The 14607-nt window shown below is 66.5% G+C and carries 14 protein-coding genes, 4 tRNA genes and 1 pseudogene; 9 read left to right on the forward strand and 10 right to left on the reverse strand.

Going from position 1 to position 14607, the window contains the following annotated elements; genetic code table 11:
* Nucleotides 1-318: 318 nt before the first annotated feature.
* A complete protein-coding gene (locus ACK59X_RS16745; protein WP_409958957.1) occupies nucleotides 319-1659 on the forward strand; it encodes a methyl-accepting chemotaxis protein in 1341 nt (446 codons plus the stop codon).
* Nucleotides 1660-1848: 189 nt separating this feature from the next.
* Here ACK59X_RS16745 and ACK59X_RS16750 read toward each other — a convergent pair whose 3' ends face one another.
* Together ACK59X_RS16750 and ACK59X_RS16755 are read right to left on the reverse strand one after the other, a co-directional pair.
* Nucleotides 1849-3348, reverse strand: coding sequence for a tripartite tricarboxylate transporter permease (locus ACK59X_RS16750; RefSeq protein WP_409958959.1), 1500 nt, complete (start codon nucleotides 3346-3348; stop codon nucleotides 1849-1851).
* 15 nt (nucleotides 3349-3363) lie between these two features.
* Nucleotides 3364-3570 (reverse strand): annotated as a pseudogene (locus ACK59X_RS16755) (tripartite tricarboxylate transporter TctB family protein); the annotation flags it as partial.
* 50 nt (nucleotides 3571-3620) lie between these two features.
* Here ACK59X_RS16755 and ACK59X_RS16760 point away from each other — a divergent pair.
* Complete coding sequence (locus ACK59X_RS16760) at nucleotides 3621-4817, forward strand: sensor histidine kinase (RefSeq protein ID WP_409958961.1); 1197 nt, start codon at nucleotides 3621-3623, stop codon at nucleotides 4815-4817.
* A 148-nt stretch (nucleotides 4818-4965) separates the two neighbouring features.
* On the opposite strand, the gene ACK59X_RS16765 is transcribed toward ACK59X_RS16760, so the two are convergent.
* The 5 genes from ACK59X_RS16765 to ACK59X_RS16785 all read right to left on the reverse strand — a co-directional run bounded on the left by ACK59X_RS16765 (nucleotide 4966) and on the right by ACK59X_RS16785 (nucleotide 7033).
* Nucleotides 4966-5058: transfer RNA gene (locus ACK59X_RS16765), tRNA-Leu, on the reverse strand.
* 86 nt (nucleotides 5059-5144) lie between these two features.
* A tRNA-Gly gene (locus ACK59X_RS16770) sits at nucleotides 5145-5220 on the reverse strand.
* 224 nt (nucleotides 5221-5444) lie between these two features.
* Nucleotides 5445-6092, reverse strand: coding sequence for a DUF1697 domain-containing protein (locus tag ACK59X_RS16775; protein ID WP_409958963.1), 648 nt, complete (start codon nucleotides 6090-6092; stop codon nucleotides 5445-5447).
* Nucleotides 6093-6217: 125 nt separating this feature from the next.
* Nucleotides 6218-6291 (reverse strand) — tRNA-Cys (locus tag ACK59X_RS16780).
* Nucleotides 6292-6340: 49 nt separating this feature from the next.
* Nucleotides 6341-7033 carry an aspartate/glutamate racemase family protein gene (locus ACK59X_RS16785; RefSeq protein WP_409958964.1) on the reverse strand — a complete coding sequence of 231 codons (693 nt, stop codon included), beginning with the start codon at nucleotides 7031-7033 and terminating at the stop codon, nucleotides 6341-6343.
* A gap of 24 nt (nucleotides 7034-7057) precedes the next feature.
* On the opposite strand from ACK59X_RS16785, the gene ACK59X_RS16790 reads away from it, so the two are divergent.
* From ACK59X_RS16790 to ACK59X_RS16800, 3 genes are all read left to right on the forward strand, one after another.
* Nucleotides 7058-7888, forward strand: a complete 831-nt coding sequence (locus tag ACK59X_RS16790) for a helix-turn-helix domain-containing protein (RefSeq protein WP_409958966.1) — start codon at nucleotides 7058-7060, stop codon at nucleotides 7886-7888.
* Between the two features lie 123 nt (nucleotides 7889-8011).
* The gene (locus ACK59X_RS16795; RefSeq protein ID WP_409958968.1) at nucleotides 8012-9016 is read left to right on the forward strand and encodes a Bug family tripartite tricarboxylate transporter substrate binding protein; all 1005 of its coding nucleotides are present in this window, start codon (nucleotides 8012-8014) and stop codon (nucleotides 9014-9016) included.
* A gap of 3 nt (nucleotides 9017-9019) precedes the next feature.
* Entirely contained in the window at nucleotides 9020-9760 is a 741-nt protein-coding gene (locus ACK59X_RS16800) for an aldolase (RefSeq protein WP_409958970.1), read from the forward strand.
* Here the strand turns inward: ACK59X_RS16800 and ACK59X_RS16805 are convergent.
* Entirely contained in the window at nucleotides 9724-10623 is a 900-nt protein-coding gene (locus ACK59X_RS16805; RefSeq protein WP_409958972.1) for a LysR family transcriptional regulator, read from the reverse strand. The genes ACK59X_RS16800 and ACK59X_RS16805 overlap by 37 nt on opposite strands.
* A gap of 85 nt (nucleotides 10624-10708) precedes the next feature.
* Here ACK59X_RS16805 and ACK59X_RS16810 point away from each other — a divergent pair, with 85 nt between their 5' ends.
* The 4 genes from ACK59X_RS16810 to ACK59X_RS16825 all read left to right on the forward strand — a co-directional run bounded on the left by ACK59X_RS16810 (nucleotide 10709) and on the right by ACK59X_RS16825 (nucleotide 13139).
* Nucleotides 10709-11323, forward strand: coding sequence for a hypothetical protein (locus ACK59X_RS16810; RefSeq protein WP_409958974.1), 615 nt, complete (start codon nucleotides 10709-10711; stop codon nucleotides 11321-11323).
* Nucleotides 11324-11343: 20 nt separating this feature from the next.
* Nucleotides 11344-11760 (forward strand): hypothetical protein, encoded by a 417-nt coding sequence (locus tag ACK59X_RS16815; protein ID WP_409958976.1) that lies wholly within the window; start codon nucleotides 11344-11346, stop codon nucleotides 11758-11760.
* A 216-nt stretch (nucleotides 11761-11976) separates the two neighbouring features.
* Nucleotides 11977-12432, forward strand: coding sequence for a hypothetical protein (locus ACK59X_RS16820; protein ID WP_409958978.1), 456 nt, complete (start codon nucleotides 11977-11979; stop codon nucleotides 12430-12432).
* An 83-nt stretch (nucleotides 12433-12515) separates the two neighbouring features.
* Entirely contained in the window at nucleotides 12516-13139 is a 624-nt protein-coding gene (locus tag ACK59X_RS16825; RefSeq protein WP_409958980.1) for a hypothetical protein, read from the forward strand.
* Between the two features lie 207 nt (nucleotides 13140-13346).
* Here the strand turns inward: ACK59X_RS16825 and ACK59X_RS16830 are convergent.
* Together ACK59X_RS16830 and ACK59X_RS16835 are read right to left on the reverse strand one after the other, a co-directional pair.
* Nucleotides 13347-13422 (reverse strand) — tRNA-Gly (locus tag ACK59X_RS16830).
* A 147-nt stretch (nucleotides 13423-13569) separates the two neighbouring features.
* Nucleotides 13570-14607, reverse strand: a 1038-nt coding sequence (locus tag ACK59X_RS16835; protein ID WP_409958982.1) for a S16 family serine protease, incomplete at its 5' end; no start/stop codon positions are given.

Consider the following 14607-nt stretch of genomic DNA (forward strand, 5'->3'; position numbering starts at 1 on the left):
AGCCCCACGATAGCGCTATTTTCTCATGGCGCCAAGGCCATTTGGATGGCGTCGCGCAGAAGCCATTGTGCAGAGCCCGGCGCACCGGCCATGCGGCGCAAGCTGTGCACCATCGACAGGGCATGCCCATCCGATCAAACGCACCTGACGGTGTCAGGGCTTGCAGGCCCCTGGGCCGGTGAGCGCAGCAGCGCTTTGTGCCCGCCAAAAAAGCGCGACGACAGACATAGGCGTGCAGCCAGACGGCGCAATGGACTACAACGGCAATACGCCTGCGCCAATACCCTACGACCTCCAGAATTGCAACCAGGTGTTTCCATGAGAAAGTCCATTCCCTCAGGGTTCTTGCGAACCGTCTTTGGCAGCCGCATGATGCGCCGCCAGCTCCGCGCCTTGTATGGGAATCAGGCAGTCATCGAATTCACTCCCGAAGGCGTGATCCTGACTGCGAACGACAATTTCCTGGATGCGATGGGCTACGCATTGAAAGACATTGCCGGCCAGCCCCACCGGATTTTTGTGGATCCCCAGGAAGCGCAATCCGCAGAGTATTCGGAGTTCTGGAAGAAGCTCAAGCGGGGCGAGGCTTTCATCGGCCGCTGCAGGCGCCTGCGTGGCGATGGCCGCGACATTTGGCTGCAGGCCAACTACAGCCCCGTCGTACGCGAGGACGGTACGGTCGTCAAGGTCGTGAAGTACGCGATGGACATCACCGCACAGGCTCTGGCAGATGCTGAAGCACAAAGCCAGTTGATGGCAATCAACCGTGCGCAGGCCGTCATCGAGTTCGGACTGGACGGCACCATCATGCGAGCCAACCGCAACTTTCTCGACGCCATGGGGTATCGGGACGAGCGCGAGATCGTGGGGCGGCACCATCGCATGTTCGTACCACCCGAACAGCGCAATACGTCTGACTACCAGGCCTTCTGGCACCGCCTTGGTTCTGGCAATGTCCATTCCGGTCAATTCCAGCGGGTGGGCAAGAACGGGCAATCGGTATGGATCGAAGCGAGCTACAACCCGGTCATGGATGGCACGGGGCGGCCGTTCAAGGTCGTCAAGTACGCGACCGACATCACGGCGCGCTTCGAAGCCACCCACACCTTGCAGATCGCGTTCGAACAGCTCAATGCACTGGTGTCCGAAAGCGCAAGCAAAGCCAACGAAGCGCACCAGCAAACCCAGAAAATGCTGAAGGTGGCCCACGCTGGCACCAGCGCCACCGCCGATGCAGTGGAAACCATGGGTGCCATACGCAGCGACTCGCAGCGCATTGCAGAGATCGTCGGCTTGATCGACGGCATCGCATTCCAGACCAATCTGCTGGCACTCAACGCGGCCGTGGAAGCCGCTCGTGCCGGCGACCAGGGCAGAGGCTTCGCCGTGGTGGCCAACGAGGTCCGAAGCCTGGCCCAGAGAAGCGCTGGCGCGGCCCAGGAGATCAAAACCTTGATTGCGGCATCGACCCAGCGGGTGCGCGATGGCGACGCCCACGTGCAGGCCACGGGCAGCATCATGGACGTCATTCAGGCATCGGCCACGCACGCATCCAACGCCATGGGGGACATCGTGCAAGCAGCCCACGCGCAAGGCAAGCGGATGGGCGCAGTGCACCATGCGATGGAATTGCTGGAAACAGCGGTTTCTCGCCACTGATACGGAATTGCCTTCAAACGCCAGTCATGCCTGGGTCGCGTTGCCGTGCCAGGGCAATTTCTGCAGCTCCCGCCTGGTTTTCCGTTTGAATGCGATTCCGCATGAGAAAACTGAATACGAAGCTACCGAACGCCCTCATCCACAAGACCCGAAAAAGCCAGCGCTGGACTCAACAGTCGCAGCTTTAAGCTAGGTCGCCGCTGGCTCTGCCTGCAGAACCTTGGCACCACTGCCGCGCTGCCGGAAGAAGGCCACCGTCTGCCACAGGATGAACACGGCGATCAGGCCGAGCAGCGTGCCGCTGATGGGGCGGTTCACGAACACCTCGAAACTGCCGCGCGACAGCAGCATGGAGCGGCGGAAGTTCTCCTCCAGCATGGGGCCCAGGATGAAGCCCAGCATCAGCGGCGAGGGGTCCATATCCAGCCGCATGAACAGGTAGCCCAGGGCGCCGAAGGCACAGGTGATGAACACGTCGTCCAGGTTGTTGTTGATGCTGTAGGTGCCGATGCAGCAGAAGAACAGGATGGCCGGGAAGAGCACGTTGTACGGGATCTTGAACACCGACAGCCAGTAGCGCACCAGCGGCACGTTCAGGACCAGCAGGAAGCAGTTGCCGATCCACATGTTGGCCACCAGGCCCCAGAAGAGTTCGGGGTGGCCGGCGATCATGTTGGGGCCGGGCTGGATGCCCTTGATGATGAAGGCCGCCATCATCAGCGCCATGACGGCGTTTTCGGGGATGCCGATGCTCATCAGCGGGATGAAGCTGGTGCGCGCGGCGGCTTGGCCGGCCACGCCTTCGATGCAGCCGCTGCCGATCTGGTGCTTGTACTTGCTGACCTTCTTGTCCAGGGCATAGGCCGCGAACTGGGCGATCACCGGGCCGCCGCCGGGCAGGATGCCCAGCACCGAGCCGACCACGCTGCCGCGCAGGGCGCTGGGGATGATGCGCTTGAACTCGGGCCAGGTGGGGATGAGCTTGATCTTGCCATTGAAGGGCGAGCGCTCTTCGCGCGAGTCGAGGTTCTTGGCGATCTCGGCAATGCCGAAGCAGCCCAGTGCAATGCTCACGATGCCCACGCCATCGGCCAGAAACGGCATGTCGAAGGTGAAGCGCGCCAGGCCGCTGTTGACGTCGGTACCCACTGAGCCCAGCAGCACCCCCACCATGCACATGGCCAAGCCGTTGAGCAGGCTGCCAGTGGTGACGAAGCTCACGCACACGAAGCCGACCAGCATCAGCGCGCAGTAGTCCGCGGGGCCGAACAGGAAGGCCACCTCGCCCAGGCTGGGCGCGAGGAAGGCCAGCACCACGATGGCCACCGTGCCGCCGATGAAGCTGGAGACCCCCGCAGTGAACAGGGCCAGGCCCGTCTTTCCCTTCAAGGTCATCTGGTAGCCGTCGATACACGCCACGATGGAACTGGCATGCGGGATCTTCATGGTGATGGCGCTCACGCTGTCGCCGTACTGCGCCCTGTAGTAGATGCCGGCCAGCATGATCAATGCACCGGTGGTGTCGATGGAATAGGTCAGCGGCAGCAGCAGGCTGATGGTGGCCAGCGGGCCCAGGCCCGGCAGCAGGCCCACCAGGGTGCCCACCGTGCAGCCCAGGGCGCAGAACATCAGGTTCTGCAAGGTCAGTGCGTTGCTGAAGCCGAACGCGAGGTTGTGGAGAACGTCCATGGTGTGTGGCCTCGTTCAGTACAGCGGCAGGCTGACGCCCAGCAGCTTCTGGAACATGAACGCGACGCACAGCAGCACCGCGGCGATCTTGAGGTTGCGCACCACCGAGTACGAGGTGCCGGCAAAGCCCGCGCAGAACACCAGGAAGACGATGCCCGCGATCATGTTCACGAAGTGCGACAGGGCCGCGAAGCCGCACAGGCTGGCGAGGATGATGGCGATGCCTGCAGGACCGCAGCGGCCAGGGCGCCGCAACCCCGCGCCTGGACCTCATGCCGCGCGAGGTGGACCTGCTGCGCTTCGACCAGAGCGAGACCGTGTGGTTTGCGGTGTACGGGCCCGACGGCCGCTTCATCGCCGGCGACCACGACCTGGCGGCGGGCACGGTGGCCCCCGGCAGCACGCATGCGTTCTCGCAGCTCGCACGCGATGGACTCGAACTGCGCCGTGTGAGCCTGCGGACGGCAGGAACGCCGCCCTTCACCGTGGTCATGGCGCAGACCACGGCCGAGCGCACGCACCTGCTGCGCAGGCTGCTGGTGTATTCCGGCCTGGCCCAGCCGTGGCTGCTGGTGGTGCTGGGCTCGTGGCTGCTGCGCGGCATCGAGCGCGACCTCAGGCCCCTGACCGCCCTGCAGGATGCTGTGGACCGGCGCGACCCTGCCGACCTGGGCCCCTTGCCACCGTCACTGGCACAACAGGCCGGAAGCAGCGATGTGCAACGCCTGGGCCTGGCCCTGGATGGCCTGCTGGCGCGGGTGCAGCACAGCCTGCATGCCCAGCGCGAGTTCGCAGGCAATGTGGCGTACGAGCTGCGCACGCCCCTGGCCGGCATCCGCGCGCAGGCCGCCCATGCGCTGGCGCAGGACGACCCCGCCGTCTGGCGCAGCGAACTCGAAGGCATCACCGCGGCCGAGCAGCGCGCCAGCCGCACGGTGGACCAGTTGCTCGCACTGGCCCGCGCGGCCGAAGGCGGCACTGCACTGGCCCTGCAGACCATGCCGCTCAACACCCTGGTGCGCGACGTGCTGCTGCGCTTTTTGCCGCGCGCAGACGCCATGGGCTTGGACCTGGGGGCCGAAGGCCTGGAGCACACCGTGGAGGTGCGCGGCAACGCCGCACTCCTCGAAGGCATCTTGAACAACCTGCTGGACAACGCACTGCGCTACGGGCGCGGCCACCCGCCGCGCATCACCGTCGCGCTGCAGGTGCGTGGCGAGCACGCCGTGCTGAGCGTGGCCGACAACGGCCCCGGGGTGGATGGCGCACTGGCGGCGCGCCTGCGGCAGCGCTGGGCGCAAGGCGAGGCAGGCGTGTACCTGGGCCAGGGCGCCGGGCTGGGCCTGTCCATCGTGGCGCGCTATGCGCAACTGATGGGCGGGCGGCTCGTCCTGGACCCGGTACATCCAGGCCCTGGCCTGGTCGCCAGCATCTGGTTGCCAGCGTCTGCGCCCACCGAGAGCCACTGAGTTCTCAGCATCTGTTTCGCAAGGCAGGCCCTGGCGCACCGCCATCACCCACCCGCACAACGCCCAAAGACAGGGAGAAAATGAACTGGGGAATGTTTCCAGGTTTGCGAAACGTCAGCTATTCAATTGATAGCTGAAGATCGTTAGCTGGTGCCCCGAGCCGGGGTCGAACCGGCACGCCCCTTTTCAGGAATGCGGCGGATTTTAAGTCCGCAGTGTCTACCAATTTCACCATCGGGGCGCCGCTGACATGCAGGCCCATGCCCGTGGCGTGGCCTGCGTTCAGCGTAAACGAAAAAGGGACGCCGAAGCTTCCCTTTTGAATACTGGAGCGGGAAAAGAGTCTCGAACTCTCGACCTCAACCTTGGCAAGGTTGCGCTCTACCAACTGAGCTATTCCCGCATTTTGCTGCGCTACCGCCGTTACCGTCAGTCTGCATCAACAAGACTCAAATTATAGCGCCATTTTTGGGGCTTGCAAACTGTGACGCAAAAATTTTGCTCCAAGTGCGAGACTCGCTGCCCGGCATGCGTGCAGCACGCGGAAAAAAGCCCGTATGGAGGCGGGCTTGAACTCGTGGTGCGCACGAGGGAGGAAGCCGCTGGTGCTGCGGCACTTGCATGCTACTACGGAACCGACTCCCGTGGGGCCCCTGCACCAGTACCCCACCACGCTGGAGCCTGCAGCCGGATCGGATCGGCGCAAGTCGCCCGTGCAGGCCGGGGCAGGTCGCCTGACACCGTCCTGAAATCACGCGAAGAAGAGGCCGCGCACTTTCGAACGGTTTCCAGCGTTCTCGTCGTGATGGCCTTGCCGAATTTTTTCTCCAGCAGGGCCCCGAGCGCAACGCCCTTCTCGTCCGGCACATAGGCTGAAAACACTTCCGTGCGCTCCAGCTTGAAGATGGAGGCTTGCGCCTGCTCCAGGGGCAGCACTACCTCGCCTTCATGGGGCCTTCGAAGAAAGGTGATGACGGGCTTCGCGTTGGCGGGAAACTTGAAATCCGCGAACGGCTTCCGCTCGACAAGCCGCTGAAGGAAGGAAGACGGTCGGACGATGGTTTGGAAAACCCTTCCCAGGTGTTCCTCCATGGCCGCTTCTGCAGCACTCTCCAGGACGGGAACGATCTCGGGTTTGGCCGAAAACGCCACGTTGCCGCTGGACAGAAGCGTCTTCACATCGCAAAAGCCGGCAGCCTCGAAACAGCGCTTGAGTTCCGGCATCTTGCAGTTCATGGGGCTGACGCCCCGCAGAAAAGCGACATAGCGTTCCACAGTCACTCCGGAGTGGTTTGGCAAAAGTCTACTGCCGTCCGGGCGGAGCTCCCTGTCCAGGCACCGAAAGCAAAAAAGCCTGCTATCGGTTCAATAGCAGGCTTTCAATACTGGCAAGAGAAATCTGGAGGCGCGAACCAGAGTCGAACTGGTCTAACCGGATTTGCAATCCGGGGCATAACCGCTTTGCTATCGCGCCGTGAGCCTCAGATTCTAACCGAATTTGCAAACAGGTTTGCCAGCGGCCTTCACGCCAGCGCAAAGTCGACCGCCGCCTTGGCATGCAGGGCCGTGGTATCCAGCAGCGGCAGGTGGCTATGGGCCTGCTGCACCAGGAGCGATATCTCGGTGCAGCCCAGCACGATGGCCTCGCAACCCTGGGCTTGCAGAGCGGCGATGGCCTTCAGGTAGAAGGCGCGCGAGCTCTCGCGCACGATGCCTTGGCACAGCTCCTCGTAGATGACGCGGTGCACTTCGGCACGCGTGGGCGCGTCGGGCGTGGCAACCGTGAGGCCGTAGTCCTGCACCAGCGTGTCCTTGAGGAACGCCTGCTCCATGGTGAAGGCCGTGGCCAGCAAGCCCAGTTTGCGCAGGCCGCGCGCGCGTGCAGCCTCGCCCACGGGCGCGGCAATGTGCAGAAAAGGCAGCGGCGTGGCCGCGGCAATGGTGCCGGCCAGCTTGTGCATGGTGTTGGTGCACAGCACGATGGCGTCGGCCCCGGCGGCGTGCAGGCGGCGCGCGCTCTCGGCCAGCGACTCGCCCGCGTCATCCCAGCGGCCTTCGTGCTGGGCCTGGGCGATGGGCCCGAAATCCACGCTGTGGATGAGCAGTTGCGCCGAGCGCAGCGGGCCCAGGCGGTTGCGCACCTCCTGGTTCATGAGGCGGTAGTACTCGGTGGTGGACTCCCAGCTCATGCCACCGATCAGGCCAATGGTCTTCACGACACTCTCCTTCGCAAAAGTGCCATGATCCGCAGCGTGCACTCCATCGTCTATCACGGAATTTCAGCCGCACAGGCCGGTGCCCCCAGCCTCACCGTGGAACTGCTCGCGCGTGCGCCCTACAGTGCCCGCGACAACCCGCACCATGCCTCGCTGGGCATGGCGCTGGAGCGGCAAAGAGGCGTGCACGCCATCGGCACGGACCGGCGCACGGACTTCGACACCTGGATGGGCACCCTGTCGTACACCCCGCCAGGACTGGACGTGTTCTCGGAGTCGGCCACAGGCGGCGAGTACCTCGTGATCCGCTGGGAGGCGGCCCCTGCCGATGGCATGGACAGGGCACCCACGCGCCCGCAGCGCACCGCCCCACCCGCCCTGCTGCGCCAGGCCCTGGCCCTGCGCGGCCTGCTGGTGCGCCAGGCACCGCCCGCAGCGCTGGAGCCCCTGGTGCAGAGCCTGCTGGCCGGACTCGACACCGTGCAATCGGCCCCCGCCATGCCCTGCGCCCTGGCCGAGCTGCGGCCACTGTACGCCCGCGTGCTCGAACGCATCGACGACGAGATCGGCCACCCCGACGAAGACCTCTCGCTCGCCGCCATGGGCGGCTGGCTGCAGCTCACGCCGCTGGCCTTTCTGCGCCACTTCAAGCAGCTCACCGGCATGACGCCCCACGCCTACGTCAACGAGCGCCGGCTGCAGCGCGCCCGCCACCTGCTGGATGCGGCGCCACAGGGCACGCTGGCCGATGTGGCGGCAGCCGCGCGCTACGCCAGCCAGTCGCACATGGGCACGGCCTTTCGCAAGGCATTCGGCACCACACCCACCACCTACCGCAGCCGCACCAGGCGCTGACCGGCGCGGGCCATAACTCCCCGTCATGGCGGAGTTGCCCCCGTGCCCCTGCCTCGATCCAAAGGCCGTACCTAGACTGCATGGACCGCTTCGGCGGCCCCACTCCCCACCCGAGGTACACCGATGAAATCCCGCTTCCGCCCCCTTGCCGCGCTGGTGCTGGCCAGCCTGATGGGCACCGCCCTGCCCGCTTTCGCGCAGCCAGCGCCCACCGCCGCAGACCGCTACCCCAGCCGCCCCGTGCGCATCGTCATCGGCCAGGCCCCAGGCGGCGCGGTGGACACCATTGCACGCCTGGCGGCAGAGCGGCTGGCCACCCGCCTGGGCCAGCCGGTGGTGGTGGACAACCGGCCTGGCGCGGGCGGCATGCTGGCGGCCGAGACCATTGCCCGCGCCGCGCCGGACGGCTACAGCATCGGCCTGCTCGACGTCGGCGCTCTGGCCGTGAACCCGGTGCTGCAGCCCAAAGTGTCCTATGACGTGGCCAAGGACTTCCGCTACATCGGCACAGTGGCCAAGATCCCGCTGGTGATGGTGGCCCAGCCCGGCATCGCGGCCGCAGCACGGCCGGCCGACCTGATCGCCTACGCCAAGGCCCACCCGGCCAAGCTGACCTATGGCTCGGCCGGTGTGGGCAGCCCGCCGCACCTGGCCTTCGAGACCTTCAAGGCACGCTCGGGCGTGTTCGTCACGCACATCCCCTACCGCGGCGGCGCGCCAGCGCTGGCCGATGTGGTGGCCGGCCATGTGGACCTGACCTTCATCGACACCAACCTGGCCAGCCAGTACCAGAAGACCGGCAAGGTGAAGGCGATTGCCATGGCCATGCTGGAGCGCAGCCCGCTGATGCCGGACGTACCCACCTTCCACGAGTCCGGACTCAAGGGCTTCGAATTCGCCCCCTGGGTGGGCGTGGTGGCCCCGGCCGCCATGCCGGCCGATGCCGCAGCGCGCCTGGCCAGCGCGCTGGAATCCGTCGTCACCAGCACCGAGTTCGCCGCACGCATGCAGGCCCTGGGCTTTTCCCCCTTTGCCACCACCCCAGCGGACTTCAGCGCACTGATGCGCACGGAGCTGCAGTCCAACCGCGCCCTCATCAAGGAGCGCGGCATCACGCTGGAGAACTGAGCCATGCAAGAAAAAACCCTGCACCTGGATCCCGTTGCGGGCAGCGGCATGCGCGATGCCCACCCGCGCAACACCTTCGTGGACGCCTGCCACATCCTGGCCCACCAGGGCCACGCCTGCGGCCTGGCCGGCCAGGTGACCGTGCGCGATGGCGATTCGTCGCGCATGTTCACCCTGGCCCTGGGCACCGGGCTGGAAGAGGCAGGCGAATCCTCCACCCTGCTCATCGACGAGCACCTGGCCACCCTGGAGGGCCGCGGCAAGGCCAACCCTGGCGTGCGCTTCCACAGCTGGATCTACCGCCACCACCCCGGCGTGCGCGCCATCGTGCACACGCACCCGCCAGCCCTGTCGGCCCTGTCGATGCTGGGCATCCCCATGCCCGTGGCGCACATGGACGCTGCCGTGTTCCACGAGGACTGCGGCTACCTGGCGCACTGGCCGGGCGTGCCCACGGGCGACGACGAGGGTACGCTGATCTCGGGCGCGCTGGCGGGCCGGCGCTCGGCCCTGCTGGTCAACCACGGCATCGTCTGCACCGGGGCCACGCTGCAGGAGGCCGTCTACCTCAACGTGTTTGCCGAGCGCAATGCCCGCATGTGCCTGGATGCCCTGGCCATCGGCCCGCTGCAACCCGTGGAGCCCGCGGCCGCGCAGGAGGCGCACGACTTCCTGCTCCAGAGCGCCATCGTCAACGGCACCTTCGACTACTGGGCACGCCAGGCGGCACGCGCCGCCAACTGAACGATGGCCTGCAGGGCCGCCGCCAGCGCCTGCGGCGGCCTGGGGCCGGCGCGGTGGATCACCACCACCTGCCGGCCCAGATCGGCATCGGCAATGGCAAACCGGGCCAGGCCGCGCGGGGCCACGGCCAGCTCGGGCAGCGCGCTGGGCAGGATGACCAGGCCCACGCCGGCCGCCGCCAGGTCCAGCGAGGCGCTGACCGAACTGCATTCGGCGGCGATGGCCAGCGGTCCGGGCAGCTCGCGGTCGATCACGCGCCGCAGCGCATAGGGCCGGGGCGGCACGATCAGCGGGCGCCGTGCCAGCTCCGCCACCGTCAGCGGCACGGCCGGCGCCCCCTGCGGCAACAGGCCATAGGCACACATCTCCTCGTGGTACAGGCGCTGCACCTGCACCGCATCGGTGTTCACCGCCAGGTCGTACACCATGCCCAGGTCCGCCTGGCCGCGCACCACCTGGTCCACCACATCGGGAGAGCTGGCCGTGTCCAGCCGCACGACCAGGCCCGGATGGGCCTGACGCAGCGCCGCGACCACGGGCGGCAGCAGGTAGGCTGCCAGGGTGTTGACGCTGGCGATCCGCACATAGCGCACCGCGTCGGCGGCAGAGCGTGCCGTGTCCAGCGCCGCATCGAGCAGCGCGAACTGCTCGGCCACGCTTTGCGCCAGGCGCTGGCCCGGCGGCGTGAGCGCCATGCCGCGCCCGTGGCGCGTGAACAGGGCGCATTCGAGAAAGGATTCGAGCGCGCTGATCTGCTTGCTCACCGCCGGCTGGGTGAGGCCGAGCTTGTCTGCAGCCTTCTGCAGCGAGCCGCCCTGGGCCACCAGCAAAAACGTGCGCAGCAGGCGGTCCTTGTCGTGCATCGCAGCGATTCTATGCAGCCATCGGCGAATCTGCAGGCCCCTAGAATGACCCTGCCCTCCCCCAGCCTCACCACCCACCATCGCCATGCGCCATGCATCCGCCACCCAGCAGACCTGTCACCCCACGCGCCCCGGCACCTGGCGCTTGCTTGCGCCCCTGGTGCTGGCCATCGGCCTGGGTGCCTGCATGACGGCCCATGGCGCAAGCACGCCACCCGAACGCCCACCGGCCGGCACCGAGGTGGACGAGGCCCGCAGCGTGGCCCAGCGCCCACGGGCACCGGCGTCCTGCCTGTCGGTGCAGTTGAACGGCGTCACCGTGCTGCTGGACCGCGATGCCCTGGCGCGCCAGGCCGCGGCCAAGCCCACGCAGTGGAAGACCGAGGCCGAGCGCATGGCACTGATCGAAGGGCGCCGCGCCGCCGCCCTGCTGGAGGCCGCAGGCACCGCCCGGGACACCCATGGCTGCATGCAGGTCACGCAGGCGCTGGACGGGGAAGACCAGTCGGTGCTGCTGGCCCACCTGGAGCGCGGGCAGGCCACGGTGCTGGCGCCCGGCGCAGCCAAGGAGGCGGTGGCCGCCGTCTCCATCCGCTACCTGGGCACGCGCTGCGGTCCCACCTGCGGGCGCGGGCACATCATGGTGTCCGTGCCGGGGCAGCCACGGCCCTTTCTGGTGGCGGACTGGTGGGTGTCCTGACCCGGCAACGCCTTCGCGCCATGGCAGTGCTGGCCTTGGCCGCGCCCACCCGGGCGGGTTGGCTCTGGTGGCTGGCGCACCAGCCGCACACACCGTCAGGCGCCATCGCCGAAGCCCATGCCTTCGTGCGCGACGTGGAGCAAGGCCGCTTTGCCGCCGCCCATGCGCGCACGGCACGCAACGCGGCCACCGGCACCACGCTGGAGCAGTTCCAGGCCCATGCGGCCCACCAGCTGTGCCCGCCCGCACAGGTGGGCTACACCCTGCCCTTCCAGTCCCATGGCAACCGCCTGCGGCGCTGGCTCGCCGGGCGCGAGGTGGACGAGCCCCAGGTCACCGTGGAATTCCAGGGCAGCCCCTGCCTCTTCAGCATCACCGTGCGGCAAGCAGAACCGGGCCAGCGGCGCATCGTGCGCTTTGCCAGCCACGCGGGTTGACGCAAAGCCCTTTCACCGTGCCCTGTGATCACACAAGGCCGCTATGCTTGGAGCCCCAAATCCACTGCCGATCCAGAGGCCCGCGTGCTCCTTCCATCCCGTTCCTGCGCTCCACTGCTGTGCTGCTTCGCCCTGCTGCTGTGCAGCACGGGGGTTCAGGCACAGGGCACCACCCGCACTACCGCCGCCGGCCCGGCCGTTCCCTGCAGCAAGCACATGACCCCTTCCACCTGGCAACTCCTGCCCCGCCAAGGCATCTCCTGCGGCGCCCTGAAGATCGATTTCGGCCAGCCGCGTGCGGCCTTGCGTGCGGCCATGGCCGCCGCCGGCTTCGTGCCGCCCAAGCCCGACCGCTACCAGGACGAGGACGACTTCCAGAGCGCCGACAAGTCCAGCTTCATCCGCGTGCGCTACGACGCCGGCGACAAGGTGCAGGACATCGAGTTCCTGGGCGGCATGCTGGCCTACCAGGGTGCACCGCTGCACGGCGGCACCACCTTCGCCGACGTGAAGAAACGCTTCAAGGCGGCCAAGCTGCAACTGCGCGACACCCAATGGCTGGGCGATGGCCAGGACTGCCCCGAGCTGGGCATCAACATCGCCACGCGCGAGGACGTGGGCGGCGATGGCGACGGCATCGAGTGGGTGATCCTGAGCAGCACCTTCAAATAGAAATGCGCCAGCGGCCTGCCCGATCAGCGGTTTCAAAGGCTCCCACCATGCCCGCAAGCCCCCACGCGCCAAGGCGCCGCACCATGGTCCTGCGCGGCGCCCTGTTTCTGCCGCTCTTCTGGGCAGCATCGCCGCAACCCGCCGCCGCACAGGACTGCCTGCGCCTCATCTGCGAGCAGGGCAGTGAGCATTGCTCCATCAAGCCCGCCCGGCTGACGGCCCGGATGCCCTCAGGCTTCGCAGTCACGTCGGTGCGCGGCAACACCCTCATCGCCACCCTGGGTGATGCGGCCACCGCCAATTGCCCCGTGGCGGAACGACTGCCCAAGGGGGTCTCCCTGGACCATGCCAGCCTCTACGGGTCCGTGGAAATCTCAGGGCAACTCCTGGCGACTGGCACCCTGAGGTTTGAGCCCAACGACGGCGGGGAACTGGAGTTCAGGCCTGGGATGGAGGCCTTCAAAGGCACCGGTCCCTTCTTTCGGGCCAACTTCCGGCGCATCAAGCTGGACTCGGCGCAGCCTGCCATCAACGTGGTCCCACCGCGCACGCTGGCTGGCGCCGATTGCTGGCAGGCCCAGGCCACGGCACAGCTGTCGGACTTCTCGGTGCTGGTCGGCGACAGCTCTGCGGCAGGGACCTATCCGCGCCGGGCACGCATTACCGCCATCCACGGTTTCGCTCGCTGCACGTGGGGTGGCCCTTGAGCATCTGCCACCAAGGGATCCGCATCTGTTGACCCCAATTGAGGGGCATTGCGCATTTGGCGCGAACAGGCCGTTGGCGAACCTGCCTGCAGGCTTAACAAACGCAGAAAGCAGACAAGCTCAGCCAGGTCCGTAAAACAAAAAAGGATCCCGAAGGATCCTTTTTGTTTGCCTGCTGCACACCATGTGCGTGCAGCCTGCGATGTATGGAGCGGGAAAAGAGTCTCGAACTCTCGACCTCAACCTTGGCAAGGTTGCGCTCTACCAACTGAGCTATTCCCGCATTTACCGAAGCCTTACATTGTACATCGTTTAGTACGTTGTGTGCTGCGATGGAATGAATTGTAGCGCACTTTTTGGGGGTCTCTGGAAAATCCCTGAAAAATTTGCGATTCCTTCATTCCACCGACTTCTTTCTTTCCCTGTCCCGTCAGTGCTTGAGGCCGTCGGCCGCCGGAGCACCCGCCTTCTCAGGGGCCGGCGCCACCGATGCGGCCACCTCTTCGTCCGTCAGCGGCACGGGCCGGCTGGCCAGGGCCACTTCCAGCACCTTGTCGATCCAGCGCACGGGCACGATCTCCAGGCCACTCTTCACGTTGTCCGGAATCTCGGCCAGGTCCTTCACGTTCTCCTCGGGAATCAGCACGGTCTTGATGCCGCCGCGCAGGGCCGCCAGCAGCTTTTCCTTGAGGCCACCGATGGCGGTAACTTCGCCGCGCAGCGTGATCTCTCCGGTCATGGCCACGTCGGAGCGCACCGGGATGCCCGTGAGCGCGGAGACGAAGGCCGTGGTCATGGCCGCGCCCGCGCTCGGGCCGTCCTTGGGCGTGGCGCCGTCGGGCACGTGGATGTGGATATCGCGCTTCTCGAAGGCCTCGTCCTTGATGCCCAGGATGCGCGAGCGGCTGCGCACCACGGTGCGCGCGGCCTCGACCGATTCCTTCATCACGTCGCCCAGCGAGCCGGTGCGCGTGATCACGCCCTTGCCGGGCATGGCGGCGGCTTCGATGGTGAGCAGATCGCCGCCCACCTCGGTCCAGGCCAGGCCGACCACCTGGCCCACCTGGTTCTGCGCCTCGGCGCGGCCATAGGTGTACTTGCGCACGCCCAAAAAGTCCGGCAGGTTGTCGGCGGTGACGATGACCTTGGGCTCGAGCTTCTTGAGCTGCAGGCCCTTGACCACCTTGCGGCAGATCTTGGACAGCTCGCGCTCGAGCGAGCGCACGCCGGCTTCCCGCGTGTAGTAGCGCACCATGTCGCGCACGGCGGGCTCGGTGATCTCGAGCTCTTCGTCCTTCACGCCATTGTTCTTGAGCTGCTTGGGCAGCAGGTACTTCATGGCGATGCTGGTCTTCTCGTCCTCGGTGTAACCCGACAGGCGGATCACTTCCATGCGGTCGAGCAGCGCCGGCGGAATGTTCATCGAGTTCGAGGTCGCGACGAACATCACGTCGGACAGGTCGAAGTC

Origin of the sequence: Acidovorax sp. (assembly GCF_046339755.1) — a bacterium.
In the GTDB taxonomy this organism is placed as follows: domain Bacteria; phylum Pseudomonadota; class Gammaproteobacteria; order Burkholderiales; family Burkholderiaceae_C; genus Acidovorax.